The following is a 22,435-nucleotide window of genomic DNA, read 5'->3' on the forward strand; positions in this document are numbered from 1 at the left end:
GATCGTACGGGCGTCACACCGGCATCCCGAGTGCCGACGCGAGGGTCTGGCCGATCACGTCGACGAAGGTGGCGATCGCGCCGGGATCGAGCAGCCCGGAATACACGTCGCGGTTGTGGCAGCCGACGGGCGCGGGCACCCCGTTGAGGCGGTCGTCGAGCCACATGGCCGCGCTCGCGGTATTGGAGACCGCCGCGATGCCGTGCTCGCTGAACAGATCCCGGGTGTACTGCACGCGGGCGCCGGGATCGCGGCAGTAGATGTCGTAGGTGTTGTTCACCGCGTTGAGCGGCATCACCTCGTCGAAGGTGCCCTCGTAGAGGTAGAGCGGCGTGGGCGGGGTGCCGCGGTGGCCGAGGCTGAGCTCGTCGAGCACCGGCTGCAGCTCCGGGGCCAGCATCGGATCGCCGGGATAGTCGAACATCCCCTTGATGTTCGCGAACGGGAACGCCGCGAACTGCAAAGCCACGCACTGGTTCTCGTGCACCAGCCGGACCGCCTTGCCCAGCGGGTTCATGTGCTCGTCGAGGAATCGGTTCAACTGCGGATACTCGCGCGCCACCCCGAACAGCCCGCCCAGCACCGCGCCGCCGAAGGTCGAGGTGCCGTTGTTGTAGTCGATGGCGGTGCGAATATCGGCCATCAGCCCGCCGGTAGCCGACCCGACCAGATTCAGCTCCGGCGCGTAGGCGGGCGCTAGTTCGGCGGCGTGCGCGGTGGGGATCGCGCCGCCGGAATAGCCCCACATCGCCACCCGGGCCTCGGTGCCGGGCAACCCCGCCGGTACGAAGCCCTCCGCGGCCCGAATCCCGTCGAGGGTGATGCGCGCGCCCAGCGGCCCGACCGCATACGCCGCGTTCGGGCCCTCGTGATCGGGGATCACCACCGCGTGCCCGAGTTGCAACATGGCCTGCACCTCGACGAATTCGGCCTCCATCACCGGATTGAGCGGATTGGGCGGCGAACCCATCTGCAAGGCGTAGGAGGGCGCGCAGTTGATCGAGAGCGAATCCTCGGCCATCTGGAACGAGACCAGCCCGCGCTGCCCGCTGCGCGCGGCCCGATGCGGCACCACCACCGTGGCCACCGCCGCGATCGGGTCGTCGCGGGTATCGGTGCTGCGGTAGGACAGCTGCCACGCGGTGGCGTTCAACGGCAGTAGCCACACATTGGCCAGATTCACCTGCCGGGCCGCCAGAATCTCCCCGGGCTGCGCCGCGGCCACGCGGGCGGGATCGGGTTGGTAGAAGCCGGGATCCAGATACGGCGGTGCAGGCGGTGTCGGGAAGGGCAGTGCCGGTTGCACCGGCACCGGGTCGGCCGCGCCGGTCCCGGTCACCGCCGGGCAGACCGCCACGGTCAATCCCGCCGCTACCGCCGCGCACACCTGGGCGATCGTCCTGTTCCCCGCTGTCATATCGAACTCCTCCGGGCAGCTGCGGCGGCCGAGTGCCCCGCCCCGAAATATAGAGAGCGGTTGATTCCTAAGTAACTGGCCCAGGCAATATGGGGCGCACCGGGAATGTGTCAACGGTCACGTCGGGCCGGATGTTTGCTGTGAGCCCGGTAGCAGGCAGGATGGTCGCTCGTGAGCGAAGTTTCCCGCCCGCGGCGCACTCAGCAGGAGCGCCGGGCAGCCACCGTGGCCAAGCTGGTCGACGCCACCATCGACGCCATCGGGGAGGTCGGCTACCAGCGGACCACCGTGCAGGAGATCTGCGGGCGCGCCGGACTCTCGGCCGGAGCCATGTTCCGCCAGTTCGACACTCGCCTCGATCTCATCGTGCGCACCGCCGAGGAGGTGTTCGCCCGCCAGCTCGTCGGCTATACGGTCACCATGGAACACCTTGGCGCGCAGGACAACCCGCTCGACGTCGCGCTGCGGTTCCTGCGCATGGCCCAGCAGTCCAACCTCACCCACGCGCTGCGCGAGATCTACCTGGCCGCCCGCTCGGACACCGAGCTACGCGAACGCATCGCGCCCATCGCCGAGAACTACTACAGCCAGATCGCGGCCACCCTCGAACGCACCGAACTGTTCGCCGAATTCCCCGCCGGGGTCCGCGAACCGCTGTTCTTCATGCTGCTGCACGTGTTCTCGGGTGAGGCTGTGGTGCGCGGAGTCTACAAGCGGCCGGATCTGGACGACTCGGTGCTGCGCCTGGTGGAGGACATGCTGGCCGTCTACTCCGCCCGCTCCGCGTCCGCGGCACCCGAGAGCTGACCTTCGGCCCGGTTCGGCATCCGCCGGCGGGCGGGTGCGACCGACGCTTCACGCGGTCGCTCAGGGCGTGGCGGTGAGGCCGTGGTGCAGGATTTCGGTGAGGAAGCCGGGGGCCTGGCGGGTGCCCATGTGGCCTTCGACGGTCAATTCCCAGGCGGTTTCGGCCAGCCCGCAGAATGTCGAGGCCAGCCAGGTGGGGGGCATGTCCGCGCGGAGCACGCCGGCGGCCTGCCCGGCGGCCATGATCGCGACGGTACGGGTGAAGATCTTCTCGGCTTGCTCGCTGGCTTCGGGGGCGCCCAGGACATCGGGTTCGACGTAGACCAGAGTCCACAGCTGCGCGAAGGGCACGTACTGCTCCAGCAGTCCGGCCAGCAGGGTGGGGCTGAATTCCGGGCCGGTTTCGGCGGGGGTCAGGGCGCGGTCGCAGTCGTCGAGGATCTTGGCGGCCATGGCCTGGACGAGAACCTGCCGGGTCGGGAACAGGCGCGTCAGCGTGGCCCGGCTGATGCCCGCGCGACGGGCGATAACCTGCATCGACGCCCCTCGATCCTTGGCCAGGACCGGGATCGCGGTATCCAGGACCTCCACTGCGTCGGTTCTCATTCCAGCCCAACTCCATCGTCTCTTTTGACACATCGTTGTCTCAAAGTATTCTTCGGTGTATCAGCTCTTCATTTTACGAGGTCTCCGGGTGCCCGGCCGTCGGGCAGCCCGCGAGAGTAAGGATCGGGTGGCCATGGTGATGCACCGTCGCCGGTTTCTGCGGACGACCGGACTGTCCGCGCTGACACTCGCGGTGGCCGCGGCGTGCGACGACAACACGCCCGCGGACCGACCGCGCAAGGTGATCGTGGTCGGCGCCGGGATCGCCGGGCTGGCCGCGGCGCGCACCCTGGCCGACCGCGGTCACGACGTCGTCGTGCTCGAGGCGCGCGACCGGATCGGCGGCCGGATCCGGACCAGCGACCACTGGCCCGATGCCCCGGTCGATCTGGGGGCTTCCTGGATCCACGGCGTGGACGGCAATCCGATCATCGATCTGGCCCGCAAGGCCGGAGCGCGCACGGCGGCGACCAGCTACGCCGACGGCACCGACTACGGCACCGACGGTCACCGCATCGACGAAGCCACCGCCGACCGCCTCGAACACTGGCGCACCACCATCGCCGAAGCCCTCACCACCTTCCAGGACGCAGCAGACGATGCGGACGACGCGGCGGACGCTTCGCTGCGCGCGGTCGCCGAACGCGCCGTGAACTGGCCCGCCCTCGCCGCCGAGGACAAAGCGCTGGTGGCCTCGGTGCTCAACGACTACGAACACGAGTACTCCGGCAGCGCCGAGAACCTGTCGGGCTTGTACTTCGACGACGACGCCAAGATCAAGGGCCAGGACGTGCTCTTCCCCGCCGGCTACGGCGCGATCACCGACTACCTCGCCAAGGGGCTGACCGTGAGCACCGGGCAGGTCGTCGAGCGCATCGACTGGAGCGAGCGCGCGGTCAGGGTGTCCACCCGCGGCGGCGGCCTGGACGCCGATCACGTCGTGGTCACCGTTCCGCTGGGCGTCCTGGGCAGCGGCGCAATCGAATTCGTCCCCGGCCTGCCCACCGAGAAGGCCACGGCGATCTCGAAACTCGGTATGGGCGTGCTCGACAAGTGCTTCCTGCGGTTCCCCGCGAAGTTCTGGCCCGACACCGACTGGCTCACCTACGTCCCCGGCGTGAACGCCGCCGGGCAGTGGGGGCAATGGATCAACTACTCCCGCGCCGCCGGTCAGCCGATCCTGCTCGGATTCAATGCCGCCGACTTCGGCGCCGCCGGCGAAACCTTGTCCGACACCGACCTCGTCGCCGCGGCCATGACGACCCTGCGCACCATCTACGGACCCGCCATCCCCGCCCCGATCGACTACCAGCTCACCCGCTGGGCCGCCGACCCGTACGCGCTGGGCTCCTACTCCTTCAACAAACTCGGCTCCACCCCCGACATGCGCGACCACCTCGCCGCCGGCATCGATGGGCGCGTGCACTTCGCCGGTGAGGCCACCAGCCGTCAATCCTTCGGCACCGTCCACGGCGCCTACACCTCCGGAGTGCGTGCAGCCGAACAGATCACCGGCTGACACCTACGGCCCGCGACGGCCGTCCCGATCCGATGGCTGCTCGGGGCGATTCGGCGTCACGTGCGTTCGCCGAACGCACAGGCAGCCGGGCACTCTCGCCGGTGACATCGGAGTTGGCCGATGCCAACCGATCTCGGCGGTACCGTCCGACGCCGAGGTGCACCGAACGGCGCCACCGGGATTCGCCGGTCTCACCTCCCAGGGGCACGGTCCGGGCGGATGCCGCCGATGCGCGCCCAGGAGCGGCGAGGATGCTTGTGCGCAGGTCACGGACCGATCGACCGGATTCTCGGTTGCTGTGAATAAGCTGTCTTTCGTGACGCGTGTTCACTCCGAAAGTCCCGCGCCCGCGGTGGTGTCGCCGTGGGCGCCGCTGGCGAACACGGTGTTCCGGGCGCTGTGGATCGCGCAACTGGTGTCGAACCTGGGCACCTGGATGCAGACCGTGGGTGCGCAGTGGATTCTGGTCGAGCAGCCCAATGCGGCGACGCTGGTGTCGCTGGTGCAGACCGCGACCACGCTGCCGGTGATGCTGCTGTCGATCCCCTCGGGTGTGCTGGCCGATCTGGTCGACCGCCGTCGGCTGCTCATCGGGGCGCAGACCGCCATGGCGATCCTCGCGGGTGTGCTGGCCGTGCTCACCGCGACCGGGCACACCACGCCGGTCGTGCTGTTGCTGGTGCTGTTCCTGCTCGGCTGCGGGCAGGCGCTGACCGGACCGGCCTGGCAGGCCGTTCAACCGGATCTGGTGCCGCGCAACCAGATTCCGGCGGCGGCCGCCTTGAGCAGCATGGGCATGAACATCGGGCGCGCGGTCGGACCGGCCCTGGCGGGCGCGCTGGTGGCCGCGACCGGGCCGAGTGTGGTGTTCGCGCTCAACGCCGTCTCCTTCGCGGGCATTCTGGTCGTGCTGATCCGCTGGCGGCGACCCGAGGACGACCGCGACCTGCCCACCGAACGCCCCATCGCCGCCCTGCAAGCCGGAGTGCGTTTCATCCACGCCGCGCCCTCGGTGCGCCGAGTCCTGTTGCGCTGCCTGCTGGTTCGTCGCACCCGGCAGCGCGCTGTGGGCGCTGCTGGCCGTGGTCGCCCATGCGCGCCTGGGTCTTTCGTCCTCCGGCTACGGAATACTGCTGGGCGCGTTGGGTATCGGCGCGGTCCTGGGCGCGACCCAGGTGGCGCGCCTGCGCCGCTGGCTGCAACCCACCCGGCTGCTGGCGGTCTCGGCGCTGGCCTTCGGCGTGGCCACCCTGGGCGCGGCGGTGCTCACCGACCTGGCGCCGATGCTGCTGCTCCTGGTGATCGGCGGCGTCGGCTGGATGAGCGCCATGTCGACCATGAACTCGACCATGCAACTGCTGCTGCCCGGCTGGGTCCGCGCCCGCGGCCTGTCGGTCTACCAGCTGGTCTTCATGGGCGGCCAGGCCGTCGGCTCGCTGGTGTGGGGCCTGATCGCCGCAGCCGTCGGCACCGAGCAGACCCTGCTGCTCGCCGCCGCCCTGCTCGCCGCGTGCGCACTGAGCACCCTGTGGTGGCCGGTGCGCGTCGCCTCGGTCGACACCACCCCGTCCGCGCACTGGCCCGAACCGTCCCTGGTCTTCGAACCCGCCCCCGCCGACGGCCCGGTCATGGTCCTGAGCACCTACCGCGTCCCACCCGAGAACGCCGACGAATTCATCGACGCCATGGCCCGCGTCGGCCGCTCCCGCCAGCGCACCGGCGCGATGGAATGGCGCCTGTTCCGCGACGTCGGCCACGAGGACCGCTACATCGAAGCCTTCGTGGTCCGCTCCTGGGAAGAGCACATGCACCAACACCAGGTCCGCCTCACCGCCCTGGACCGCCGCGCCGAGGAACGCGTCGAAGAATTCACCCTCGGCGAAGGCCGCACCATGCACCTCATCGCCGTCGGCCCCACCCGGGGCAACCACCATCCCTGACCACCCTGGCGCGCATCCCGTCACGCCGAGTGGCACGAATCAGCGCCGTAATTCGAGGCGGATTCTGTGGGATCGGTGTGAGGGCGGTAATGGACTGGACAGGAATGGTCGGTTCGGGCGTGGGGGTGGTGCCTTCGGGCCGGTGTTGTCCGTAGCGTCGGGGACCGCGCGGTGTGCCTCCTGCGGGATTGCCGGATTGCGCGACAGGTCATCTCGGACTTGGAGGGGAGCCAGGTGCTGTTCAGCAGGTTGGGCGATGTCGTCCATCGATTCCGATTCGCCGTCATCGCGGTCGTCGCGGGTGCGCTGCTCGCGCTCGGCGGCTACGGGCTCGGGCTCGAGAAAGAGCTCAGCTCAGGTGGATTGGATGATCCGTCCTCGGAATCGGCGCGGGCCGCGCGGCTGGTGGACGCGACCTACGGGCGTGACCATATCGCCGATGTGGTGGTGCTCTATACCGCGCCTGAAGGGGGCAGCATCGACGATCCGGCCTTCGGCCGCAAGATCGTCGCGAACCTCGACAGCCTGCCGAGGGATCATCCAGACCAGATCAGCAAGATCAACGGCGCCTACTGGAAGACCGAAACCGGTGAGTACACGCCCAAACTCGCGGGCACCGCCGACAAGCGGCACGCGGTCGCTTCGGTCGCCATCCGGGGCGAGGACGACACCGTGACCATGCAGCATTTCCGGGAAGTGAAGCAGGCCTTCTACATTCCCGGCGTCGAGGTGCAGGTCGCGGGCCTGCAACCGGTCGCGGGCGCCCTGTTCGACACCATGGCCCAGGACCAGCGCCGGATGGAGGTGGTGGCCCTGCCCGTGGTCGCGGTGCTGCTGTTCCTCATCTTCGGGGGCCTTGTCGCGGCCGCGCTGCTCTTGATCGTCGGTGGGCTCACCATTGTCGGAGCCACCGGGATCGTCATGGTGATCACCAGGTTCACCGAGGTGAACTCCTTCGTCAGCGCGGTCGTTTCGATGATCGGTTTCGGGTTGGCGATCGATTACGGGCTGTTCATCGTCAGCCGTTTCCGGGAGGAACTCGCCGCGGGTTACGACACCCGTGCGGCGGTGCGTCGCACGGTGACGACGGCCGGGCGCACGGTGACTTCGTCGGCCACCATGATCATCGCGGCCAGTTCGGGCATGCTCCTGTTCCCGCAGGGGTTCCTCGAGTCCGTGGCCTACGGCACCATGGCGGCGGTGCTGCTCGCGGCCGCCACCGCGGTCACCCTGCTGCCGGCCATGCTGGCGGTACTGGGCCCGCGAGTGGACAAATTCGGGTGGAAGCGGCTGCGCGGGAACAAGACCGCGGCCGAGGACGGCTTCTGGGGCCGGCTCACCGCACGGGTGATGAGGCATCCGATCAAAGCCCTGGTGCCGCTGACCATCGTGCTGTTGCTGCTGATCATCCCGGTCCGGAACCTGGCCTTCGGCGGGCTCAACGAGACCTACCTGCCGCCGACCGACGCGACCCGGATGGCGCAAGCCGACTTCGACCGGCTGTTCCCCCTGCGCAAGGCCGACCCGATCCAACTGGTGATCGTCACCGACAATCCGCGCACCGTCGGCCCGATCATCAACCAGGCCAACAACGCTCCCGGGCTCGCCGCGCGCGCCGCATTCAAGATCGAGCGCACACCACCGAACGGGTCCGACGTCTGGGCCAGCACCGCGGCACTCGCCGACGGCGACAACGCCGGACCCACGATCGACTACCGGCGCGCGATGCGGATACCGAGCGACGCCACCGTTCTGGTCGGCGGTCAACCCGCCATCCAGTACGACAGCATCGCCTCACTGCTGGACCGCATGCCGCTGATGATCCTGGCCGTCCTGTTCGTGACGATGGTGCTGATGTTCCTCACCTTCGGTTCGGTGGTGCTGCCGATCAAGGCCGCGCTCATGAGCGCCCTGGGACTCGGCTCCACCCTGGGCATCCTGACCTGGATCTTCATCGACGGACACGGCGCCTCGCTGCTCGGTTTCACCCCGCAGCCGATCACCTCACCGGTGCTCGTGCTGATCATCGCGATCATCTACGGCCTGTCCATCGACTACGAGGTCTTCCTGCTCTCACGCATGGTCGAAGCCCGCACCCGCGGCGCGAGCACCACCGAAGCGGTCCGCATCGGCACCGCCCAGACCGGCCGCATCATCACCGCCGCCGCGCTCATACTGCTCGTCGTGACCGGCGCTTTCGCCTTCTCCGACCTGGTGATGATGCAGTACATCGCCTTCGGCATGGTCTCGGCACTGTTCATCGACGCCACGGTGCTGCGCATGCTGCTGGTGCCGGCCACCATGAAAATGCTCGGCGACGACTGCTGGTGGGCGCCGGTCTGGATGAAACGGATCCAACAGCGCATCGTGCTCGGCGAACCGGTCCTCGACGACGAACTGCCCGGTGGTGGCGAGCTGGTGGACCTGGTCGAAACCACCCCGATCACCGACCCCGTCACCGAGCAGATCGCGCTCCTACCCGACGGCACCCCGGCCACCGGCCCACGGTCTGCCCTGCGAGTCCGCCCGCGCCGGATCGAGAGCGAGGCGCCGACGGTGCGTCTCGACCGCCACCGGCACTGACTCGCTCCCGCCGCCGACCACCGCGTGCTTCGCGGATCGGCCGGGCCCGAAACACTACTTCTCGCAGGCGATCCCGTCACCGTTACGATCCAGCCCCGGCCGGTAACCCGGGTCGCCGCGGTGCAACGGCGCGAACCCCGCCCGTTTGGCCTCCGCGCAACTGCCGTAGTACACCGACGGTGCCTTGGTGGTCGTGGGAGCCGCCTGCGGCTCGGGCGCGGCCGGCTGTACCGAAGGCGGTGGCTGCAGGGCGGGCGACGGAATCGTCGGGGGAGCGATCGTCGTGGGGAGCTCGGCGGTCGTCGGGGCCGGAGTCTCCGGCGGCGTCGACTGCGTAGCGGACGAGGCCGCGGTGCTCGAAGCCGGCGCTTTACTCGACGACACCGCGACGCTTGTCGCCGATGTCGGCGCAGGACCGCCGCTGCCGCTCGAACCGCAGGCCGAGGTCAGCAACGTACAGGCGACAGCAACGAACAGGCCCCGCCCCAGTGCGTGCGAATTGTGTGCAACGGTGCGCAATTGAGCATTCCCCCAGGAGAATCGGATGGTGCGTGCGGCCGCCGAGTTCGCATCGACGTGCCCGCACGCTCGATACCCTGCACCCGATAGGCGGGTCGGCACCCGTCCGAGCGAACAGTTGGCACGATCGGTCACAGCGCTCCAGACTGATTCGCCGCCCGCGTGCCATTCGATCCCGCCTCGGCATCGAGGCGACGTGAGTGTCCCAGCGTTGTCCTGGCCCGAAATCGATTTCCACACAGTCGAGTCGGCGTATACACGGCGTACCACGGTCGATCGAAGGACCCCCGGATGTCGATGCCCTATCCCCAATTCCCTGCCCCGCCCGTCCCATCCGTTCGTCGACGTCCCAGCCCGGTTCGGATGATCTTCCTGATCCCGCTGCTGCTCGGCTTCGCATGGTTGATCGCCTACTACTTCTACGCGGGCAACTTCGTATTCATGTATCGCCTCGGTGCCTGGCACTTCCTGATCGGTCTGTCGCTGATCCTCATCGGCGTGATCGGCGCCATCGGAGCCCGGGCCGTGGTGAAGGCGCCGGTCGCCTTCGTCGGCCCCTACAACCCACAGACGAGCTCGCTGTCGATCGTCGCGCTCGTGCTCGGCTTCGTCTTCCCCTTCGCCGCCATCCCGATCGGCCACATCGCGCGAGCCCAGATCCGCGCCACCGGCGAGCAAGGCGACGGTCTCGCGCTGACCGGCCTGGTACTCGGATACCTATGGCTGACATTCCTGATCGCGGCGGTCGTCGCGGTCGTCGCCACCGTCCACTAGCCGAGGCGCCCGGTCACCGCCGAGTTCGGCTGTCGGCGAATCTGCCCTGCGCCACCAGGGCTGATTCGCTGTGGGCGCTGGTCACCGCATACACTGCACGCTATGCGGATGTTCCTGGATATCCTCCTCGTTATCACCAGCGTGCTGCTGGTGCTGCTGGTGCTGCTGCACCGCGCCAAGGGCGGAGGTCTGTCCAGCCTCTTCGGTGGTGGCGTGCAGTCGAGCCTGTCGGGTTCGACGGTGGTGGAGAAGAACCTCGACCGGATCACCATCTTCCTCGGCTTGATCTGGTTGATCTCGATTCTCGGGATCGGCCTCGAGATCAAGTTCGCTTAAACGTCCCACAGTTCCTGAAATCGCCCGGGTACCGGTACAGGTGCCCGGGCGATTCGTCGTGGTCAGGCCGGGTTGCGGTGCAGGGGTGAGAGATTGGCCAGGGCGGCGGTCAGCGCGCGGCGGGCGTCGGCGCGGCTGATGGGGGTGTCGTCGTCGAGGGCGGCCAGCTCGATGGTGAGGAAGTCGCGGATCAGATCTGACATGGACACCCCGCGATGGTCGGCCTCGGCGCGGATGCGCTGGTCCATGGCGTAGGGGAGGCGCACCGTGCGCAGCACCGTGACCGGGGTGTCGGGGCCGGGCAGTTCGGGTTCGGGGGTGTCCTCGTCGAAGGTCAGATCGGCGAGGAAGTCGCGGGCCTCCTCGGCCGTGTGGGGGTAGCCCCGGTCGGGGTAGTCACTCATGGTCCGCCTCCCATTGTTCGAACTGGGCGAGGAGCCGGCCGGTCACCGGTGTGACACCGACGACCTGCTGATCCCACTGCGACAGTGGCCGAACCACCACCGCCAGCGGCTGCCCGGCGCCGGAGCGGCCGATGACCATCAGGACGGGCAGTCCGCCCGTTCCGCGCACCGGTCGCGGCCAGCGTCGGCCGGGACCGGTCAGGACTCGCATGATGTCCTCGGGCGCGATGCCGAGCCGTGCCGCGACGTCCAGGGCCCACTCGGGAATCTCATATCCCACGGCCGCATAATACGATCGTAAAACAGCTGGTCGCCACCTGTCGACCAGGCTTGTCCGGGACCGGCGGCCAAGTCGGCGAAATGTGTGGATTCGATGAAGGTCCGCGGGACCGGCGTGCGTGTCCGGCAAACGGTCTGCATCATGAACGAATGGACCCGGTGAAGACGGTCGCGCCGAGCCTTGCTGGGGTGCTGGACCGGAATCTGTTCTGGATGGTGTGGAACACCGTATTGGCTTGGATCCCGGTCGCTTTGGCGCTGCTGGCGTTCCGGGGTGGGCGCGAGGACGAACGGCGACTACCGATTTCGCCGGTGTGGTGGGGCGGGGTCGCGCTGCTGGTGTTGTTCCTGCCCAACGCGCCGTACGTGGTGACCGACCTGGTGCATCTGCGCGACGATATCCGCGCGGCCGGCAACGGGCCGGTGGTCACGACGATCCTGCCGGTGTACGCGGTGTTCATCGCCTCGGGATTCGTCGCCTACTACCTGGTGCTGGCCGAGCTGGGACGCTTCCTGGAGGGGCGCGGGCTGGGCGCGTGGCGCACCCCGGTCACCCTCACCGTCCACCTGCTGTGTGCGGTAGGGGTTTTCCTGGGCCGCTGGGTGCGGTTGAACAGCTGGGAGCCGGTGGTGCAACCGCGCGGCACCCTCGACCGGATGCTGCTGGCGCTGAGCTGGAACTGGGCGCCGGTCTTGATCGCGGCGGTGTTCGTGGCAACCGGGCTGGGGCACTTCGTGACCCGCGCGGTCGTCGAGACGGGGATGGTGAGCCTGCACAGGGCCGCCCGGCTGCTCCGAACCCGGAAGTTCGCCTAGCCGAGCGCCCCCGGTCGATCAGGCCAGGCCCAGCCGTTCCGCGGCGAGCACGCGGATGGCCTTCTTGTCCGGCTTGCCGAGGCCGGTCAGCGGCAACTCCTCGATCACCACGACATGCTTGGGCACCTGCACCGAACCCTTGCGCTGCTTGACCGCCGCCTGGATCTCGGCGGTGACCGTCGCCACGGCGGCCGGATCGGCGGCGGTGTCGGCGTCGAGGACCAGCACCGCGGTCACCGCCTCACCCCAATGCGCGTCCGGCACCCCGACGACCGCGACGGTGAGCACCTTCGGGTGTTCGGAGACAACGTCTTCCACCTCGCGCGGGAACACGTTGAACCCGCCGGTGACCACCATGTCCTTGGACCGCCCGACGATGAACAGGAACCCGTCCTCGTCCTGCCGGGCCAGGTCACCGGTGCGCAGCCACCCGTTCTTGAAGGTGTCGGCGGTGACCTCGGGCAGATTCAGGTACCCCGCGGCCAGCAGCGGCCCCGACACACAGATCTCGCCGACCTCGCCCTGGGCGACCTGCCGGTCGTCGGGGTCGAGCAGCGCCACCCGCACCGCCACCGAGGGCCGCCCGCACGAGGTCAGCCGGTCCTTGTCGTGCTCGTCCTTGCCCAGATAGCTGATCGCCATCGGCGCCTCGGACTGCCCGAAGTACTGGGCGAAGATCGGCCCGAACCGATCGATGGCCTCCTGCAACCGATTCGGGTCGATCGCGGCCGCCCCGTAGTAGACGGTCTCGAGCGAGGACAGGTCGCGGGTGTGCGAATCGGGGTGGTCCAGCAGCGCGTACAGCATCGAGGGCACCAGCATGGTCGCCGAGATCTTGTGCTCCTCGATTGCGCGCAGCACCTCGCCCGCGTCGAAGCGCGGCAGCACCACGCATTGCCCGCCCAGCAGTACGACCGGCAGGAAGAACGCCGCGCCCGCATGCGAAAGCGGCGTGCAGATCAGGAATTTCGGGCGCTTGGGCCATTCCCATTCCGAGAGCTGGATCTGGGTCATGGTGTTCATGGTCGCCGCCGTGCCGACCACGCCCTTGGGCTTGCCGGTGGTGCCGCCGGTGTAGCTGATCGAGATGACATCGGTGGGCAGCAGCTCGACGGCCTGCACGTCGTGTGGCGCGTACTTGTCGGCGGCCGCGAGCAGATCCGCCCCGACGTCGGCCAGCGCCTCGGGCACCGGGCCCAGCACCAGGATCTTGGTCAGCGTCGGCACCATGTCGACCAGCTCGCGGGCGCGCGCCACGAACGCGGGCACCGGATCCAGGATGAGTGTCGAGATGCCCGCGTCGGCAAGCACATACGCGTGATCGTCCAGACCGCCGATGGGGTGCAGGGCGGTGCGCCGCGAACCCACGATCTGGCCCGCGCCGATGGTGAACAGCACCTCGGGCCGGTTCAGCGCCAGCACCCCGACCGGGGTGCCGGTGGTGACGCCGTGCTCGGCGAAGGCGTCGATGTAGCGGCTCATGCCGTCCAATACCTCACCGCCGGTGAGGATGTGGTCGCCCAGCGTCAGCACCGGCCGGTTGCGGTGCCGTTTGAGCCCGGCCACCAGGGCGTGGCCGTTGTGCACGGGCAGCCGCAGCAGAGTGTCGGGATCGAGTGTGGTCATGGGATTCTCAACTCCGTCCGATTCTCACGCCGTGTGGGCCGCGTACAGGGTGACGACCACCGCGCCACCCAGGCCCAGATTGTGCGCCAGCGCCGTGCGCGCGCCCGCCACCTGACGTTCGCCCGCCAATCCGCGCAGCTGCCAGCTCAATTCGGTGCACTGCGCCAGACCGGTCGCGCCGAGCGGGTGACCCTTGGAGATGAGCCCGCCCGACGGGTTGACCACCCAGGTGCCGCCGTAGGTGGTCGCGCCCGACTCGACCAGCGCCCCGGACTCGCCCTCGCCGCACAGGCCCAGCGCCTCGTAGGTGATGAGCTCGTTGATGGTGAAGCAGTCGCGCAGCTCGATCACATCGACATCGGCGACCCCGATGCCCGCGCGCGCGAACACCTTCGAGGCCGCGGCCCGGGTCCTGGGCGCACCCACCACGTCGATCATGGAACCGGTGGAGAAGGAGTTGCCGTCATCGGTGGCCAGCTCCTGGGCCAGGATCTCGATGGCCTGGCCTTCCAGGCCGTTGGCCCTGACGAACTCCTCGCGCACCACGACCGCCGCGGCCGCGCCGTCGGACATGGGCGAGCACTGCGAGCGGGTCAGCGGCCCGTGCACCGGCTTGTCGCCCAGCACCTGCTCGAGGGTGTAGGCATCCTGGAACTGTGCGAGGGGATTCCGGGTCGAGTGCTCGTGGTTCTTGACCGCGACCGCCGCCAGCTGCTCGGGGGTGGTGCCGTAGCGCTTCATGTGCTCGATGGCGGCATTGCCGAAGAACTGGGTGGTGATCGGCGCGGCCGAGAACTCGAAGTGCTCGCGGTTGACCTCGAGGTGCGCGTCGACGGTGGTGACCTTGGGCTTGGTGGCCGGACCGGCCATGGCCTCCTTGGTCATCTGCTCGAACCCGACCGCCAGTGCCACATCGGTGATCCCGGCGGCCACCCACTCGCGGGCGAACATGAGCGCGGTGGAGCCGGTGGCGCAGTTGTTGTTCACGTTCACGATCGGGATGCCGGTCAGGCCGATGTCGTAGAGGGCGCGCTGCCCGGCGGCCGAGGGCTGGAAGACGTAGCCGACCGCGGCGCGCTGCACCTGGTCGTAGGTGACGCCCGCGTCCTCGAGTGCGCCGTTCACGGCCTCGGCGACCATCTGCGGGTAGGTCCACTCGCGGGAACCGATCTTGACGAACGGCGTCATGTTCACGCCGACGACGAAAACGCGTCGCATAGGGTTGTCCACTCCTGTTCTTAGGGAACGTAATTCGTGTTGTCTAATCGGCGCGCGGGATGCGGCCGTCGAGGTCGGTGAAGCCGTACGCCTGCGCCAGATCGGCGACCTTCCAGGCTTTTCCGGTGCGCGCCAGGCGATCCGGATCTGCGGCCAGCGCCACCACGGCGCGGCCCGGGAAGCGCGGTGTCTCGGCCTGATCCAGGTCGTAGGTGCCCTCGCCGGGCAGGGTGACCAGGCGGCGGCCCTGCGCGTCGGGCGGAACCATTTGCAGCAGTTCGGTATTGACGATGCCCGGCCAGATCGATACCGCCGTCGCGCCGGTACCCTCGAGATCGTGGGCCAGATCGGCGGTGAGCCGGTCCACGGCGGCCTTGCCGACGCCGTAGACCGCATTGTGCATCTGGCGGACCGCGCCCGGCGAGGACACGCTCACGATCAGCCCCTGCGACTCGATGATCAGCGCAGCTGCGAAAACGCTTGCCACGTAATGGGATCGGACGCCGATATCGAAGCCCGCGTCCCATGCCTTGGGTGGCACCTCCCAGAACTTGCGCCCGATCCAGCGCGCCGAGCCCGGCGCGTCGTAGACATTGTTGACCAGGACGTCCAGGCGGCCCTGCTCCGCGCGCACCTGCGCGAACAGCTTCTCCACGGCGGCGTCGTCGCGGTGATCGCACACCACCGCCACCCCGGTCCCGCCGAGTTCGGTGATCTCGGCGGCGGTGGCGGCCACGGTGCCCGGCAGGTGCCCGGCCGTGACGGTGCGCCCGGTGACGTACACGGTCGCCCCGGCCGCGCCCAGCTCCAGGGCGATGCCCTTGCCGATGCCCCGGCTGGCCCCGGTCACCACCGCGACCTTCCCGGCCAGAATCTTGGGTATTTCGCTCACGACCTCAGGACATTACCTTGAAATAGGAACGTGTTCTAGAAATTGGAGGCGGAGTGGAACTGACGCATCGGACGATCGACACCGGGGAGGTCCGCATGCATGTCGCGGACCAAGGCGAGGGCTTCCCGGTGGTGTTCTGTCACGGGTTCCCGCACACCTGGTTCATGTGGCATCGCCAGCTCGACGCCCTGGCCGCCGCGGGCTACCGCGCCCTGGCCCCCGACCTGCGCGGATACGGCCGCACCGACGCCCCCGAGGATCCCGCGGCCTACACCAACGAGGCCGTCATCGGCGACCTGCTGGCCCTGCTCGACGACATCGGCGCGGAGAAGGCCGTCTTCGTCGGCCTGGATTTCGGCGCGCAACTGGTCTGGGAACTGAGCCTGCGCGAGCCCGCCCGGGTGGCCGCGGCCATGGTCCTGAACAACCCGTTCGCCCCGCGCCCACCGCGCGCCCCCTCGGCCTACTGGACCAAGGCCGCCGAACGCCACTTCCTGCACCTGTCCTACTTCCAGACCCCCGGCGTCGCCGATGCCGAACTCGCCGCCGACCCCCGCTCCTTCCTGGCGCGGATCTACTACTCCCTCTCCGCCGACTACCACTACCTCGACACCTGGAAGAACCCGCCCGGCCTGGGCTACCTCGACGTCCTCCCGCAGGCTCCCGCCCTCCCGTGGCCCTGGCTCTCCCAATCCGAATTCGACACCCTGGTAGCCGATTTCGAGCGCACCGGCTTCACCGGCGGCCTCAACTGGTACCGCAACCTCGACCGCAACTGGGACCTGACCGCCGCCTACGCCGATGCCGAGATCGAAGTCCCCACCTACTTCCTCTACGGCGAAAACGACCCCGACATGGAAGGTTTCAGCGGCCGCGACCCCCTGGCCACGCTGCGCGCCAACGTGTCCGACCTGCGCGAGGTCGTGGAGGTCCCGGGCGCGGGCCACCTGGTCCAGCTCGAGCAGACCGAAGCCGTCAACGCCTTCCTGCTCGCGAGTCTGAAGAGCCTGGACCTGAACAGCTGACCGAATTCAATTGACGACCCGGCAATTCTGGCCCGGCACCGCCACCGTCGTCGCGGCCGGAACACCCAGCGGCGGAGCCGTCGGAACCCCCTGATCGGCGCTCGGCGCGGACTGCGCCTCACTGCTCGGACACGGCGGCAGCTCGTCTCGGTTCGCACGCAGCCCGTGCGAACCGAGCACCAGCACGGTGACCACCCCCGCCGCGGCCAGCACCCCGATCACCCACCGCCGCGCCCGCCCCGGATCCGGTTGCGGCGGGCGCGCGATCGATCCGGGCGTCGCGCCGCTGGGGTGCTTTGCGCGGGGCGGCGTGGTGCCGGCGTGGTGGTCTGCGCGGGGTGGTGTGGAGTCGGTCGGGCGGCCCGCGCGCGGTGGCGTGGTCCCGCTGGGACGTCCCGCGCGGGGCGGCGTGGGTGACGCTGTGTCCGAACGAGATCCGGCGTGGGCGGTACGGCGTCGTGCGCCGGGGCGGTGGGTCGGCCCGGCGGGCGGCGGCGATGCGCCCGCGGCGGGGGTCGATGTCATCGACCCCCGCCGGGGAGGGACCGTTTGCAGGGCGGCGGTCGCGGCGGCGGCAAGTTCCCGCGCGGTGCCGAAGCGGCGGTCCGGATCCTTCGCCAGCGCACGGGCGATGACGGTGTCGAAGGCGTCCGGCAGGCCGGGACGCAGATCGGGCGGTGCGGGCGGCGGGTCGTAGAGGTGGGCGTGCATGACCGCGGCCGGGGTCGCGCGGGCGAAAGGCACCGCGCCGGTGAGCATCTCGAAAAGCGTTGCGCCCAGGGCGTAGAGGTCCGCGCGCGGGCCGACCGGGGCGTCGGTGAAGGTCTCGGGGGCGGCGTAGGCGATGGTGGCCACGAACGAGCCGGTGCCGGTCAGTCCCTGGGTTTCGTCGAGACTGCGGGCAATGCCGAAGTCCGAGACCAGGACTCGCTCACCCTCGCCGGGATCGCCCGGGGCGAGCAGGATATTGGCGGGTTTGATGTCGCGGTGCAGCAGGCCCAGGCGGTGGGCGTGGTCGATACCGGCCGCGGCCTGGGTGAGGATGTGCAGGGCCTGGGGGGCCGGCAACCCGGAAGGGTTGCGGCGCAACAGGACCGCGACGTCGGTGCCGTCGACGAACTCCATGCAGATCCACGGCCGCCCCGCCTCGACCCCGCGGTCGAAGACGGTCACGATATTGCGGTGGTTGGTGCGCGCGGCGAGATCGGCCTCGCGCTCGAACCGGGCCCGGAATTCCTGATCGCGCGCGGCGTCGTCGGTGAGCACCTTGACCGCCACCCGACGCGGTAGCCGCGGATGGCGGGCGCGGTACACCTCGCCCATGCCGCCGCGGCCCAGCAGGGCTTCGATCGTGAACCCGGCGAAGACCGTTCCCGGCGCCAGCACCATGGCCACAGTTTTCACCCGTCGCGGCGGTAGCGCAGGGTTTCCCGTTCGACCCGGGCCGATATCGGCGCTGCCACATCGAGTCCGGATCCTGACCCGGGAACCATTCTGTTCGTTCGTCCAGTTTGTGTAGGGTCGGGCGAAGTCGGGTGCACGAGTTTCGATGAGGAGGCCCGGTTCATGACCGTGCGAGTACACGCCTTCACCGAGGACGCGCTCGGTGACCACGACGGGGTGGCGATCGCCGAGTTGATCCGCCGCGGCGAGCTCAGCGCCGCCGAGGTCGCCGAGGCGGCCCGCCAACGCGCGGCGAAGGTGAATCCGGAACTGAACGCGATTGTGGCGCAACCGGATACCCCGCAGGTGTCGGCGGACCGCGACGCGCTGCTGTTCGGGGTGCCCACCTACGTCAAGGACAACACCGACCTGTCCGGGGTGCCCACCCAGCACGGCAGCGCCGCCTGGCGGGCCCGGCCCGCCAAGGCCGACGGGCCGTACACGAAACAGTTCCGTGCCAGCGGCATGACCGTGCTCGGCAAGACCACCCTGCCCGAATTCGGGTTGAACGCGACCACCGAATTCGCCGGTGCCGAACCCACCCGCAACCCGTGGGACACCGGATTCTCCTCGGGCGCTTCCTCGGGCGGCTCGGCCGCGCTGGTGGCCGCGGGCGTGGTCCCGATCGCGCACGGCAACGACGGCGGCGGCTCGATCCGCATCCCCGCCGCCTGCTGCGGCCTGGTCGGCCTGAAGCCGACCCGGGGCCGCCACATCGACGGCCCGCAGGCCCGCTCGATGCCCATCAACCTGGTCTCGGAGGGCGTGCTGACCCGCTCGGTGCGCGATACCGCCACCTATTTCGCCGCGGCCGAACGTTTCTGGCGCAATCCGGCGCTCCCGCCGGTCGGACTCGTGGAGGGCCCCGCGCAGCGGAAGTTGCGCATCGGCGTACTGGCCGAACCGATCACCGGCGCGCCCCTGGATCCTCACGTCCGCGCCGTCCTCGACGACACCGTGAAACTGCTGGAGAGCCTCGGCCACGAGGTGCGGCCGATCGCCTACCCGGTCGCCCCCGGTTTCGCGGAGGATTTCGCGACCTACTGGGCGATGCTGGCGTTCCTGCTCGGCCTGACCGGCAAACTCACCCTGGACCCGGCTTTCGATGCCTCCCAACTGGATCCGTTCACCCGCGGCCTGGCCGCCCGCTTCCGCGGTGCGCCCCTGCGCGCCCCGGCGGTCCTGTATCGCCTCTGGCGCATCCGCCGCGCCTATGCCGAATCCTTCCGCGACGTCGAACTGGTCGTGTCCCCGGTGCTGGCCTCGGTGACCCCGCGCCTGGGCTATCTCAGCCCCGATCAGCCCTTCGGCGAGGTCTTCGACCGCCTGCTGTCCTACGTCACCTACACCCCCTTGGCGAATGTGACCGGCGCCCCGGCCCTTTCGCTTCCCCTGGGCGCTTCCCCCGAAGGCCTGCCCGTCGGCATGCTCTTCTCCGCCGCCCACGGCGACGAACGCACCCTCCTGGAACTGGCCTACACCCTGGAAGCGGCCCGCCCCTTCCGCCGCATCCAGGACGCCTAGCAGGTGAGCATGCACCGGCGTACGCGAACGTCGAGAAGCCCGGTACGCCAGTGCATTCTCATCGACTCAGGAGATGTTCTTCAGGAACGACACCTCGTTCGCGGAGCCCGCCACCGCGATGTCGAGCTTGCCGTCCTTGTTGTAGTCGGCCAGGGCGGGGGTCTGGGGCTGGGCGGTGACGTCGTATTCGCCGGTCTTGGTGAGGGTTCCGTCGCCATTGCCGGTGAACAGGACCATCTTCGAGTTCAGGACCGCGGACATGGCCGCATCCATCCTGCCGTCGTGGTCGAAGTCGCCGACCGCGATGCTGGTGGGGCCCAGGCCCGAGAGATTGACGCGGTTGGTCTTCTTGAAACCGCCCTGCCCGTCCGAGACCAGCACGGTGGTGCTGAAGGAGAACGAGTCCGCGGTCACGATGTCGTCGATGCCGTCCCCGTCGAAATCGGCGGCCCGGATGTCCTCGGTGATCAGGCCGCTGGTGGAGGCGCCCTTGTGGGTGAAGCTGCCGTCGCCGTTGCCGAAGAACCCCTCGACCTGCTGGGACACATCGTTGTTGATGGCCATGTCGACCTTGGCGCCGGTGTGGAACTTGCCGAGGGTGAAGGTGCCGGGCGTGCCGCCGAAGGTGGTCACCGGGCCCGCCTTCAAGGTGCCGTCGCCATGGCCCAGCCAGGTCTGCACGCCGGTCGGCAGCAGGCTCAGCACATCGGCCTTGCCGTCGCCGTTCACATCGGCGACCAGCACCTCCTGCTGCGCGCCCTCGAGGGTGAGGGAGGTGGTGGCCGGCTTGAAGGTGCCGTCGCCCTTGTTGAGGAACACCGCGATCTGCGTCCACGCCTGGGCGACCACGTCGGGTTTGCCGTCCCCGTTGAGGTCGCCGACCGCGATCGCGCCGAAACCGTTGCCGACCGAACCGACCCGGGTGCCCGGGGCGAACGTGCCGTCGCCCTTGCCCTTCATGAGAATCGGGCCGCTGCCCTGGAAATCGGCGGCCACGATATCCGGATTGCCGTCGCCGTCGAAATCCGCGGCGACCATGCCGATGGGCGCGGGCCCGGGACCCCAGGACGGGAACGAGCCCCCCGAGGGCGAATTGACCGCCGGTGCGAAACTGATGGCCCCGGCCGCCCACGCCGCGCTGGGCACGGTGAGCGCGGCCGCGGAAGCCAACGCGGCGGAGACGAAAAGACGGCGGAAACTGCGTGCTTGCATAGGTATTCCTGGGTCGGGGTGACACCACCGAACGGTGGTGGCCACGGACTCTAGGACACCGTGTTACGGGAAGTACCGGCCTTCAACGTAATTCGGCCGATTGTCGGAACCGGGGCGAATCGGTTCGTGCACAGTGCCGAAACCGGCGCGGCACCCGACCCGACCAGAGGGATGATCCGCGCGTGATCCGATCCTGACGGGCCCGGGCACATTTCGGATCGGATCACCAAGGGCACGGAATTCACCATCGACCAGAGCGGCCTCATTATCGGCGCGTCGATCGGTGCGTTCTGCCCGGAGTTCTCCTATTTGGCGAATTAGACCGATACCGGGCGAAGCGCTTCGGGGGAGAGGTCTTTCAGGGTCGGGTACCCGTCCACGGCCATGATCAGATCGGCCTCGGCGAGCAGGGTGCGCAGCACGTGCACGATGCCGTCGACGCCGCCCAGGGCCAGCCCGTAGGCGTAGGGGCGGCCGATGCCGACCGCGCTCGCGCCCAGGGCCAGGGCCTTGATGATGTCCGCGCCCGAGCGCACGCCCGAGTCGAACAGCACCGGCAGCCCGTCGGCGGCCGCGACCACCTCGGGCAGCATGTCCAGGGCCGGGAGCCCGCCATTGGCCTGGCGGCCACCGTGATTGGAGCAGTAGATCCCGTCCACGCCCAGATCTTTGGCTCGGCGCGCGTCCTCGGGATGGCAGATGCCCTTCACGATCAGCGGCAGGCTCGTCAGCGACCGCAGCCACGGCAGATCCTCCCAGGTCAGCGGATTGCCGAAGACCTGGATCCACTTCAGGATCGCCGACTGCGGATCCTGTTCCGGCGACTGCGCCAGGCTCGCCCGGAACACCGGGTCGCTGAAGTAGTTGGCCAGGCAGTGCCCGCGCAACTGCGGGAAGTTCCCGGTCGACAGATCCCGCGGCCGCCAACCGGTGACCCAGGTGTCGAGGGTGACCACGATGCCCTTGAACCCCGCCTTCTCCGCCCGCTCCACCAGGCTCGCGGCCAGGTCCCGGTCGGTGGGGGTGTAGAGCTGGAAAAACCCCGGCGTATCGCCGAATTCGGCCGCCACCTGCTCGAGTGGATCCACGGTCAGCGTGGACGCCACCATCGGCACCCCGGTCCGAGCCGCCGCCTGCGCGGTGGCCAGATCCCCGTGCCCGTCCTGCGCGCACAACCCGATCACCCCGACCGGGGCCATGAAAACCGGTGCGGGCCAGCTCATCCCGAACAGCTCCACCGACAGATCCCGCTGCTTGGCCCCCACGAACATGCGCGGAATCACCCCCCACCGATCGAACGCGGCCACATTCGCATCCTGGGTCCGCTCGTCCCCCGCACCCCCGGCCACATACGACCACACCGACGGCGCCAGCGCCGCCCGCGCCCGCTCGGCCAACTCCGCGAAACTCACCGGATACTGCGGCACCACCCCCCGCAACCCGTTGAAGTAGATCTCATTCTGAAAATCACCGAATGCCACGCGCAACCTCCTTG

At 69.1% G+C, this 22,435-nt stretch carries 20 protein-coding genes and 1 pseudogene; 10 read left to right on the plus strand and 11 right to left on the minus strand.

Annotated features, from left to right (window positions below):
• Positions 1 to 13: 13 nt before the first annotated feature.
• Positions 14 to 1,417, minus strand: a complete 1,404-nt coding sequence (locus NS2_RS08950; RefSeq protein WP_081985768.1) for a lipase family protein — start codon at positions 1,415 to 1,417, stop codon at positions 14 to 16.
• Positions 1,418 to 1,588: 171 nt separating this feature from the next.
• Between NS2_RS08950 and NS2_RS08955 the strand changes: the two genes are divergently transcribed.
• Complete coding sequence (locus tag NS2_RS08955) at positions 1,589 to 2,224, plus strand: TetR/AcrR family transcriptional regulator (RefSeq protein WP_033086850.1); 636 nt, start codon at positions 1,589 to 1,591, stop codon at positions 2,222 to 2,224.
• 60 nt (positions 2,225 to 2,284) lie between these two features.
• On the opposite strand, the gene NS2_RS08960 is transcribed toward NS2_RS08955, so the two are convergent.
• Positions 2,285 to 2,830, minus strand: coding sequence for a TetR/AcrR family transcriptional regulator (locus NS2_RS08960; RefSeq protein WP_158544022.1), 546 nt, complete (start codon positions 2,828 to 2,830; stop codon positions 2,285 to 2,287).
• A gap of 133 nt (positions 2,831 to 2,963) precedes the next feature.
• On the opposite strand from NS2_RS08960, the gene NS2_RS08965 reads away from it, so the two are divergent.
• The 3 genes and pseudogenes from NS2_RS08965 (at position 2,964) to NS2_RS08975 (ending at position 8,872) form a co-directional block, all read left to right on the plus strand.
• On the plus strand, positions 2,964 to 4,349 hold the full coding sequence (locus tag NS2_RS08965) for a flavin monoamine oxidase family protein (protein WP_197707919.1): 1,386 nt from the start codon (positions 2,964 to 2,966) through the stop codon (positions 4,347 to 4,349).
• 352 nt (positions 4,350 to 4,701) lie between these two features.
• Positions 4,702 to 6,289, plus strand: a pseudogene (locus tag NS2_RS08970) (MFS transporter).
• 234 nt (positions 6,290 to 6,523) lie between these two features.
• Positions 6,524 to 8,872, plus strand: coding sequence for an MMPL family transporter (locus NS2_RS08975; protein ID WP_063864950.1), 2,349 nt, complete (start codon positions 6,524 to 6,526; stop codon positions 8,870 to 8,872).
• A 54-nt stretch (positions 8,873 to 8,926) separates the two neighbouring features.
• Here the strand turns inward: NS2_RS08975 and NS2_RS37275 are convergent, their stop codons facing one another.
• Positions 8,927 to 9,046 carry an excalibur calcium-binding domain-containing protein gene (locus NS2_RS37275; RefSeq protein WP_228102828.1) on the minus strand — a complete coding sequence of 40 codons (120 nt, stop codon included), beginning with the start codon at positions 9,044 to 9,046 and terminating at the stop codon, positions 8,927 to 8,929.
• Positions 9,047 to 9,059: 13 nt separating this feature from the next.
• Here NS2_RS37275 and NS2_RS37280 point away from each other — a divergent pair, with 13 nt between their 5' ends.
• From NS2_RS37280 to secG, 3 genes are all read left to right on the plus strand, one after another.
• Positions 9,060 to 9,395: a hypothetical protein gene (locus NS2_RS37280; protein ID WP_228102827.1), complete on the plus strand. Its 336-nt coding sequence runs from the start codon at positions 9,060 to 9,062 to the stop codon at positions 9,393 to 9,395.
• A gap of 293 nt (positions 9,396 to 9,688) precedes the next feature.
• Complete coding sequence (locus NS2_RS08985; RefSeq protein ID WP_228102936.1) at positions 9,689 to 10,165, plus strand: cell division protein CrgA; 477 nt, start codon at positions 9,689 to 9,691, stop codon at positions 10,163 to 10,165.
• A gap of 102 nt (positions 10,166 to 10,267) precedes the next feature.
• Positions 10,268 to 10,501, plus strand: coding sequence for a preprotein translocase subunit SecG (gene secG, locus NS2_RS08990; RefSeq protein WP_033086851.1), 234 nt, complete (start codon positions 10,268 to 10,270; stop codon positions 10,499 to 10,501).
• Between the two features lie 62 nt (positions 10,502 to 10,563).
• On the opposite strand, the gene NS2_RS08995 is transcribed toward secG, so the two are convergent.
• On the minus strand, positions 10,564 to 10,905 hold the full coding sequence (locus NS2_RS08995) for a hypothetical protein (protein ID WP_045436869.1): 342 nt from the start codon (positions 10,903 to 10,905) through the stop codon (positions 10,564 to 10,566).
• Positions 10,898 to 11,185: a hypothetical protein gene (locus NS2_RS09000; protein WP_033086852.1), complete on the minus strand. Its 288-nt coding sequence runs from the start codon at positions 11,183 to 11,185 to the stop codon at positions 10,898 to 10,900. Before NS2_RS09000 ends, NS2_RS08995 begins: the two co-directional genes overlap by 8 nt.
• Positions 11,186 to 11,334: 149 nt before the next feature.
• On the opposite strand from NS2_RS09000, the gene NS2_RS09005 reads away from it, so the two are divergent.
• Positions 11,335 to 12,000, plus strand: a complete 666-nt coding sequence (locus tag NS2_RS09005; protein WP_045436872.1) for a DUF1361 domain-containing protein — start codon at positions 11,335 to 11,337, stop codon at positions 11,998 to 12,000.
• An 18-nt stretch (positions 12,001 to 12,018) separates the two neighbouring features.
• Here the strand turns inward: NS2_RS09005 and fadD8 are convergent, their stop codons facing one another.
• From fadD8 to NS2_RS09020, 3 genes are read right to left on the minus strand one after another with little or no spacing between them, the layout of a single operon-like run.
• Complete coding sequence (fadD8, locus tag NS2_RS09010; RefSeq protein ID WP_033086853.1) at positions 12,019 to 13,626, minus strand: fatty-acid--CoA ligase FadD8; 1,608 nt, start codon at positions 13,624 to 13,626, stop codon at positions 12,019 to 12,021.
• Positions 13,627 to 13,650: 24 nt separating this feature from the next.
• Complete coding sequence (locus NS2_RS09015) at positions 13,651 to 14,844, minus strand: thiolase C-terminal domain-containing protein (protein WP_147207126.1); 1,194 nt, start codon at positions 14,842 to 14,844, stop codon at positions 13,651 to 13,653.
• A gap of 43 nt (positions 14,845 to 14,887) precedes the next feature.
• Positions 14,888 to 15,736, minus strand: a complete 849-nt coding sequence (locus NS2_RS09020) for an SDR family NAD(P)-dependent oxidoreductase (protein WP_033086855.1) — start codon at positions 15,734 to 15,736, stop codon at positions 14,888 to 14,890.
• A gap of 95 nt (positions 15,737 to 15,831) precedes the next feature.
• Here NS2_RS09020 and NS2_RS09025 point away from each other — a divergent pair, with 95 nt between their 5' ends.
• Complete coding sequence (locus NS2_RS09025) at positions 15,832 to 16,761, plus strand: alpha/beta fold hydrolase (protein WP_045436886.1); 930 nt, start codon at positions 15,832 to 15,834, stop codon at positions 16,759 to 16,761.
• Positions 16,762 to 16,767: 6 nt separating this feature from the next.
• Here NS2_RS09025 and NS2_RS37285 read toward each other — a convergent pair whose 3' ends face one another.
• Positions 16,768 to 18,150: a serine/threonine-protein kinase gene (locus tag NS2_RS37285; protein WP_096490835.1), complete on the minus strand. Its 1,383-nt coding sequence runs from the start codon at positions 18,148 to 18,150 to the stop codon at positions 16,768 to 16,770.
• Positions 18,151 to 18,327: 177 nt separating this feature from the next.
• Here NS2_RS37285 and NS2_RS09035 point away from each other — a divergent pair, with 177 nt between their 5' ends.
• Positions 18,328 to 19,728 carry an amidase gene (locus NS2_RS09035; protein WP_033086857.1) on the plus strand — a complete coding sequence of 467 codons (1,401 nt, stop codon included), beginning with the start codon at positions 18,328 to 18,330 and terminating at the stop codon, positions 19,726 to 19,728.
• Between the two features lie 66 nt (positions 19,729 to 19,794).
• Here the strand turns inward: NS2_RS09035 and NS2_RS09040 are convergent, their stop codons facing one another.
• Both NS2_RS09040 and NS2_RS09045 read right to left on the minus strand, forming a co-directional pair.
• Complete coding sequence (locus tag NS2_RS09040) at positions 19,795 to 20,940, minus strand: FG-GAP repeat domain-containing protein (RefSeq protein ID WP_071344081.1); 1,146 nt, start codon at positions 20,938 to 20,940, stop codon at positions 19,795 to 19,797.
• Between the two features lie 317 nt (positions 20,941 to 21,257).
• Positions 21,258 to 22,421 (minus strand): lactate 2-monooxygenase, encoded by a 1,164-nt coding sequence (locus NS2_RS09045; RefSeq protein WP_033086859.1) that lies wholly within the window; start codon positions 22,419 to 22,421, stop codon positions 21,258 to 21,260.
• Positions 22,422 to 22,435 lie beyond the last annotated feature (14 nt).

Source organism: Nocardia seriolae NBRC 15557, from assembly GCF_007990715.1.
Classification (GTDB): Bacteria; Actinomycetota; Actinomycetes; order Mycobacteriales; family Mycobacteriaceae; genus Nocardia; species Nocardia seriolae.

Coding starts and splice junctions, on each gene's coding strand:
- secG (WP_033086851.1), top strand. CDS start 10,268: ATGCGGATGTTCCTGGATATCCTCCTCGTTATCACCAGCGTGCTGCTG.
- NS2_RS08995 (WP_045436869.1), bottom strand. CDS start 10,905: ATGAGTGACTACCCCGACCGGGGCTACCCCCACACGGCCGAGGAGGCC.
- NS2_RS08965 (WP_197707919.1), top strand. CDS start 2,964: ATGGTGATGCACCGTCGCCGGTTTCTGCGGACGACCGGACTGTCCGCG.
- NS2_RS09015 (WP_147207126.1), bottom strand. CDS start 14,844: ATGCGACGCGTTTTCGTCGTCGGCGTGAACATGACGCCGTTCGTCAAG.
- NS2_RS09025 (WP_045436886.1), top strand. CDS start 15,832: ATGCATGTCGCGGACCAAGGCGAGGGCTTCCCGGTGGTGTTCTGTCAC.
- NS2_RS08985 (WP_228102936.1), top strand. CDS start 9,689: ATGCCCTATCCCCAATTCCCTGCCCCGCCCGTCCCATCCGTTCGTCGA.
- fadD8 (WP_033086853.1), bottom strand. CDS start 13,626: ATGACCACACTCGATCCCGACACTCTGCTGCGGCTGCCCGTGCACAAC.
- NS2_RS08960 (WP_158544022.1), bottom strand. CDS start 2,830: ATGAGAACCGACGCAGTGGAGGTCCTGGATACCGCGATCCCGGTCCTG.
- NS2_RS37285 (WP_096490835.1), bottom strand. CDS start 18,150: ATGGTGCTGGCGCCGGGAACGGTCTTCGCCGGGTTCACGATCGAAGCC.
- NS2_RS08950 (WP_081985768.1), bottom strand. CDS start 1,417: ATGACAGCGGGGAACAGGACGATCGCCCAGGTGTGCGCGGCGGTAGCG.
- NS2_RS09040 (WP_071344081.1), bottom strand. CDS start 20,940: ATGCAAGCACGCAGTTTCCGCCGTCTTTTCGTCTCCGCCGCGTTGGCT.
- NS2_RS09035 (WP_033086857.1), top strand. CDS start 18,328: ATGACCGTGCGAGTACACGCCTTCACCGAGGACGCGCTCGGTGACCAC.
- NS2_RS09005 (WP_045436872.1), top strand. CDS start 11,335: ATGGACCCGGTGAAGACGGTCGCGCCGAGCCTTGCTGGGGTGCTGGAC.